The 5864-nt window shown below is 65.3% G+C and carries 4 protein-coding genes; 2 read left to right on the top strand and 2 right to left on the bottom strand.

Annotated features, from left to right (window positions below):
- Positions 1-204: 204 nt before the first annotated feature.
- Both DYI24_RS19770 and DYI24_RS19765 read right to left on the bottom strand, forming a co-directional pair.
- Entirely contained in the window at positions 205-2238 is a 2034-nt protein-coding gene (locus tag DYI24_RS19770) for a YgiQ family radical SAM protein (RefSeq protein WP_164573515.1), read from the bottom strand.
- A gap of 66 nt (positions 2239-2304) precedes the next feature.
- Positions 2305-2919, bottom strand: a complete 615-nt coding sequence (locus DYI24_RS19765; RefSeq protein ID WP_349627604.1) for a TetR/AcrR family transcriptional regulator — start codon at positions 2917-2919, stop codon at positions 2305-2307.
- Positions 2920-3065: 146 nt separating this feature from the next.
- Between DYI24_RS19765 and DYI24_RS19760 the strand changes: the two genes are divergently transcribed.
- Both DYI24_RS19760 and DYI24_RS19755 read left to right on the top strand, forming a co-directional pair.
- Positions 3066-4097 carry an HlyD family secretion protein gene (locus DYI24_RS19760; protein WP_107357381.1) on the top strand — a complete coding sequence of 344 codons (1032 nt, stop codon included), beginning with the start codon at positions 3066-3068 and terminating at the stop codon, positions 4095-4097.
- A partial coding sequence (locus DYI24_RS19755; RefSeq protein ID WP_164573514.1) for an ATP-binding cassette domain-containing protein occupies positions 4094-5864 on the top strand: 1771 nt, incomplete at its 3' end. The genes DYI24_RS19760 and DYI24_RS19755, both read left to right, overlap by 4 nt.

The raw sequence follows: 5864 nt of genomic DNA, 5'->3' as shown, positions 1-5864 counted from the left end.
TAATTCGTCGGGGCGTCAGATGTGTATAAGGGACAGATCCTGAGGAGCCCGGCGAGGCCGGGCGTCTCGAAGGATGAGGAGCCGCGTCGCCTGCGGCCCATGGTTCGAGACGGCGCTTCGCGCCTCCTCACCATAAGGTGGTAGTTGTTGTGAGAGCCCTCGAGGACGCTAGCCTCTGAGCTAGGATCGAGTGAGTAACGGCTGTTACTTCACCAGCCGCACGCCCTTGGTGGTGAAGCGCTGTGGCTTCGGTCCATCGCCGCGCACCGGGCGGCGGGTGCCGGCGGCCTTGCCGGTGCCGGGCGGCTGCTGCGCCGGCACCAGCTGATCCGGCCGTGAGCCGATCAGGTCGGCGCGGCCCATCGCTTTCAGCGCCTCGCGCAGCACCGGCCAATTGTCCGGATCGTGATAGCGCAGGAACGCCTTGTGCAGCCTCCGTTGCCTCAGTCCCTTGATCGCCTCGACCGGCTCGCTGGCGCCGTGGCGGACGCCGCGCAGCGGGTTGACGCCGCTGTGATACATCGCGGTCGCAGTCGCCATCGGTGACGGCAGGAAGGTCTGCACCTGGTCGGCGCGGTAGCGATTGCGCTTCAGCCACAGCGCGAGGTTCATCATGTCCTCGTCGGTCGTGCCGGGATGCGCCGCGATAAAATACGGAATCAGATAGTACTGCTTGCCGGCCTGCTTGGCGGCGGCCTCGAACATCTGCTTGAAGCGGTGATAGGCGCCAATGCCCGGCTTCATCATTTTGTCGAGCGGCCCGCGCTCGGTGTGCTCCGGTGCGATCTTCAAGTAACCGCCGACGTGATGGCTCACCAGCTCCTTGATGTAGGCCGGGCTCTTCACCGCCAGATCGTAGCGTACGCCCGACGCCACCATCACCTTCTTGATGCCCTTCACCTCGCGCACCTTGCGGTACAGCCGGATCAGGTCGTCGTGCGAGGTGTTGAGGTTCGGGCAGATATCCGGGAACACGCAGGATGGCTTACGGCACGAGGACTCGATCGTCGGGTCCTTGCACGCCATCCGGTACATGTTGGCGGTAGGGCCGCCGATGTCGGAGATCACGCCGGTGAAGCCGGGTGTCTTGTCGCGGATCTTCTCGATCTCCTGCAGGATCGAGGCTTCCGACCGGCTCTGAATGATGCGGCCTTCGTGCTCGGTGATCGAACAGAAGGTGCAGCCGCCGAAGCAGCCGCGCATGATCGTCACCGAATTCTTGATCATGTCCCACGCCGGAATCTTGGCATTGCCGTAGGACGGATGCGGCGCGCGGGCGTAGGGGAGGTCGTAGACCGAGTCCATCTCTTCGGTGGTCAGAGGGATCGGGGGCGGATTGAGCCACAGGTCGCGATCGCCATGGCGCTGGACCAGCGGTCGCGCATTGCCGGGATTGCTTTCCCGATGCAGCACGCGCGAGGCGCGGGCATAGGCTTCCTTGTCCTGCCCGACCTGCTCACAGCTCGGCAGCCGGATCACCACGTCGCCGCGCACCTGCCGCGCGCCTTCGTCGGCGGCATCGAGGTCGTCGGCGTGCAGTTCCGTGTAGTTGTCCGGCACGCGACGGAACAGCGCGACGCCCCGGATGTCGTCTAGCTCGCGCGGTGCTTCGCCGGCAGCTAATCGATGCGCGACTTCGACCACCGCGCGCTCGGCATTGCCGTAGAGCAGCAGATCGGCCTTGGCGTCCGCCAGCACCGAGCGCCGAACCTTGTCGGACCAGTAATCGTAATGCGCGATCCGGCGCAGCGAGGCCTCGATGCCGCCAAGAATGACCGGCACGTCTTTGAACGCTTCGCGGCAGCGTTGCGCATAGACCAGCGTGCAGCGGTCCGGCCGTTTGCCGCCTTCGCCGTTCGGCGTGTATGCATCGTCGTGGCGCAGCCTTCGGTCGGCCGTGTAGCGGTTGACCATCGAGTCCATGTTGCCGCCGGTGACGCCGAAGAACACGCGCGGCTTGCCAAGCGCTTTGAACGGCTCGGCGGATTGCCAATCCGGCTGTGAGATAATGCCGACGCGGAAGCCCTGGGATTCGAGGAGGCGGCCGATGATCGCCATGCCGAAGCTCGGATGGTCGACATAGGCATCACCAGTCACCAGCACGACGTCGCAGGCATCCCAGCCGAGCTTATTCATCTCGGCCCGGCTCATCGGCAGGAAAGGCGCGGGCTTGTGCGGTGCCGCGCTGGAGCGGAACCGGGTCATCAGCGGCGGGGCCGTATCAATGGATGTCTGCATCGCCCAGGCATAAGACCGGTGGGCGGTAAGTTCAACGGCAAGGGCCGTGCCGTCTCGCCGCTGTGATCACTCCGGCAGTGGCGGAAGATCGCCGACGGCCAGGTTCCGGGCTTCTTCGCGCGAAACGCCAAGTCCCACCAGCACCCATTCCACGGTCTCGGCAGCCGCGTCGACCCACGTGCGGTGGCCGTCGAGACTTGTAAAAATGGCGCCCAGGATCGCGCCTGAGATGAAATTAGCAGCCGAGGCGATCTGCGCGGGACCGAGGCTGTGGCCGCGTTGGGACAGTCCGGTGGCAAGGTCGTCGAGCGGACGTCCGTCCCAGACCACCCGCAGAGTCGTCGAACTCATGCCGAACCGGCAGACGAACCGGCCGAGCCGTGGCTCTTCGTGCGCCTGACGGATCAACAGTCGCATCCAGGTCGCGAGCCGCCGCACCGGCTCATGACACTCCGCCAGCGCCACGGTCAGCCGGGGATTCAATTCGGTGGCCAGATTGGTAACCACCAGGTCGAACAGGCCGGTGAGGTCGCCAAGGTTATTGTAAACTGTGCCCCGCGCGACACCGGCCGCCTGGGCTAAATCGGTTACGCTGATCTGCGTCAGGCCGCGCTCGGCGAATAATTGCATCGCCGCCAGGTAGATCTGTCGCTGCGCCGGGCTGGACACGATCTTGGACACACTTGATCTGATTTGAACAATTGTGTTCAATACCGCGAACGAGCTTCGCGGGCAATCCGTTTCAAAGCGGAATTGGCCTTTAACAAGCGGAGGGATAGCTGAGGCGGGGGCGCTCACTGTTCAGTCCGTGATTCCGGAGCCGTATGATGACGATCTTCCACCCGACCCGCCGTGGTGTCCGGCTGTTCAGCGCCCTGTGTCTCGGAGCCGGCATTTTGGCCGGCCCGCTTCCCGCTCACGCCGACGATAAATTCGACAAGCTGATCCAGAAACTGATGCCGAAGCGGCTGCCCGCGGGCTTTGCCTCGGCCAACGGCCGGCTCGAATCCGAACAGGTCGAGATCGCCACCAAGCTGGCGGGCCGGATCGCCGAAGTTCTGGTGAAGGAGGGCGACGAGGTCGAGAAGGGCCAGCTTCTGGTGAAGATGGACGTCTCCGACATTCAGGCTCAGCTGCTTGCTGCCGAAGCGCAGGAGCGCCGCGCCGTGCAGAGCAAGGCGGTCGCTGAAGCGATGGTGCTGCAGCGGGAAAGCGAACAGAAGCTCGCCGCTCAGCAGCTCGGCCGCGCCGAAGCGCTGTTCGAAAAAGGCTTCTCCACCGCCGAAATCCGCGACCAGCGCCAGGCAGCGCAGAACGTCGCCGACGCGGCGCTGATCGCCGCGAAGGCGAGCCTCAGCGACGCCACGGCTGCAATCGATGCCGCCCGCGCCGAAGTGGCGCGGATCAAGACGGTGCTGGACGATATGCAGCTGAAGGCCCCGCGCCGCGGCCGCATTCAGTACAAGCTGGCGCAGGCCGGTGAAGTGCTCGGTGCCGGCTCCCGCGTGTTGACGCTGGTCGACCTCACCGACGTCTACATGACGGTGTTCGTGCCGGCGAGCGTCGCCGCCGCGTTGGCCTACGGCTCCGACGCCCGGCTGATCCTCGACGCGATCCCGCAATATGTGGTGCCGGCGAAGGTCACCTTCGTGGCCAGCGAAGCGCAGTTCACGCCGAAGGCGGTCGAAACCAAGGACGAGCGCGAAAAGCTGATGTTCCGCGTCAAGCTGACGCTGCCTCCGGACCTGCTGCGCAAATACGAGCGCGAGGTGAAGACCGGCGTGCGCGGGATGGCGTATTTGCGCACGGACAGCGACAAGCCATGGCCGGATAATCTGCAGGTCAAGCTGCCGCAATGACCGGCTTCGCCGCGCGTCTCACGCATGTCACTCACGCCTACGGCGCGATACATGCTCTGGACGACGTCACGCTGGAATTACCCGCCGGCAAGATGGTCGGCCTGATCGGGCCCGACGGCGTCGGCAAATCGACGATGCTGGCGCTGATCGCCGGCGTACGCCGGATCCAGAGCGGCGACGTGCTGGCGCTGGACGGCGACATGCGCGACGCGCGTCATCGCGCCGCCAGTGCGGCGCGGATCGCCTATATGCCGCAGGGCCTCGGCCGCAATCTGTATCCGACGCTGTCGGTGTTCGAGAACCTCGATTTCTTCGGCCGGCTGTTCGGCCAGGGTACGGCCGAACGCAAGGCGCGCATCGCCGAATTGCTGCGCGCGACCGGCCTGTCGCCGTTCGGCGATCGGCCTGCCGGCAAACTGTCCGGCGGCATGAAGCAGAAACTGTCGCTGTGCTGCGCGCTGATCCACGATCCCGATCTGCTGATCCTGGACGAGCCGACGACGGGCGTCGATCCGCTGTCGCGCCGGCAGTTCTGGGAACTGATTGATCGCATCCGCAAGCGGCGGCCGCAGATGAGCGTGCTGGTCGCCACCGCCTATATGGAGGAGGCCGAGCGGTTCGATTGGCTCGCGGCTCTCAACGACGGCAAGGTGATCGGTGCCGGTGCGCCGGCCGAACTGCGGGCGCAGACCAAGCAGCCCACACTGGATGCAGCCTTCATCGCGCTGCTGCCGGCCGAGATGCGCGCCAACTATTCGGATGTGGTGCTGCCGCCGTTGCCGAACAGCGGAGACGGCTACGCGATCGAAGCGGAGAACCTGACCTGCCGGTTCGGCGACTTCACCGCGGTCGACCACGTCAACTTCCAGATCAAGCGCGGCGAGATCTTCGGCTTCCTCGGCTCCAACGGCTGCGGCAAGTCGACCACGATGAAGATGCTGACCGGCCTGCTGACGCCGACCGAAGGCGAGGCGCGGCTGTTCGGTGAAGTGCTCGACGCCTCCGACATGGCGACCCGCAAGCGCGTCGGCTACATGTCGCAAAGCTTCTCGCTGTATTCCGAACTGACGGTGCGGCAGAACCTGCTGCTGCACGCGCAACTGTTCGAACTGCCGAGCGCGCAGATCCCCGATCGCGTCGCCGAGATGCTGGCGCGGTTCGATCTCGCCGATGTTGCCGACTCCCGGCCCGACAGCCTGCCGCTCGGTCTGCGCCAACGGTTGCAGCTTGCGGTCGCGGTGATCCATCGCCCCGAGGTGCTGATTCTCGACGAACCGACTTCCGGCGTTGATCCGGTGGCGCGGGATTCGTTCTGGCGGATGCTGATCGGGCTGTCGCGCCAGGACGGCGTCACCATCTTCATCTCGACCCACTTCATGAACGAGGCCGAGCGCTGCGATCGGATTTCGCTGATGCACGCCGGCAAGGTGCTGGCGGTCGGCGCGCCGCACGAACTGGTCGAGCGCCGCGGCGCGGCCGATCTGGAGCAGACCTTCATCGCCTATCTGGAAGAGGCGACTGGGGTTCAACATGACGGTGAAGAGGACAGCGTCGCCGCCCCGCGCGAGGCGACCACTAGGCAACGCTGGTTCAACCCGGCGCGGCTCTGGGCCTACGCCCGCCGCGAGACGATGGAGATTCTGCGCGACCGGCTGCGGCTCGCTTTTGCGATCCTCGGTCCCTTGGTGCTGATGCTGACCTTCGGGTTCGGTATCTCGTTCGACGTCGAGAACCTCACCTACGCGGTGTACGACCAGGACAATACGC

Origin of the sequence: Rhodopseudomonas sp. BR0C11, assembly GCF_010820945.1 — a bacterium.
Classification (GTDB): domain Bacteria; phylum Pseudomonadota; class Alphaproteobacteria; order Rhizobiales; family Xanthobacteraceae; genus Rhodopseudomonas; species Rhodopseudomonas palustris_H.
Note: the sequence above shows the minus strand (reverse complement) of the source record. Positions and strands in the feature narration are given on the sequence as shown.

Coding starts and splice junctions, on each gene's coding strand:
- DYI24_RS19770 (WP_164573515.1), bottom strand. CDS start 2,238: ATGCAGACATCCATTGATACGGCCCCGCCGCTGATGACCCGGTTCCGC.
- DYI24_RS19760 (WP_107357381.1), top strand. CDS start 3,066: ATGACGATCTTCCACCCGACCCGCCGTGGTGTCCGGCTGTTCAGCGCC.